1 protein-coding gene is annotated in these 394 nt (G+C 58.6%); it reads right to left on the bottom strand.

From position 1 onward, the window contains the following. A partial coding sequence (locus HR086_RS47830; RefSeq protein ID WP_174469007.1) for a hypothetical protein occupies window positions 1-186 on the bottom strand: 186 nt, incomplete at its 3' end. Between the last annotated feature and the right edge of the window lie 208 nt (window positions 187-394).

Below are 394 nucleotides of genomic sequence, written 5' to 3'. Positions count from 1 at the left end.
GACCTGCTGAACTTCCTCGCCGGGCCTGCCGACAGGCAACTGACCCAGGAACGCACCAACATCTCCTACCTTATAGACCTGGTAGTGGCCGTTGGTCAGTCGGCCAATCGGCACATCGTCCGGCACGCCTTCGATGTAGGCCCGCAGTTCGCCGACCGTTTCAACAATCTTGCTCTCTTTACGCATGATGAGTCCTTTCTGGTTGTCCTGAATTGCGTTAATTCTCTTCCACGTCGTCGACCGTATCGTCTTTCCCGAAATAAGCAGGCGCGTGGCCCGGTTTGGTTGCTATCGCTTGGCGATCTCTGCCCTGTACGCTGCCCACTCTTCGGGGGTGCGCATGGCGTATCGCGGCGCGCCGAGATTCGGGTGCGTCAAATGCGCGACTTGGCCA

Source organism: Myxococcus sp. CA039A (genome assembly GCF_013336645.1).
Taxonomy (GTDB): domain Bacteria; phylum Myxococcota; class Myxococcia; order Myxococcales; family Myxococcaceae; genus Myxococcus; species Myxococcus llanfairpwllgwyngyllgogerychwyrndrobwllllantysiliogogogochensis.
This window is presented reverse-complemented; position numbering and strand designations above follow the sequence as displayed.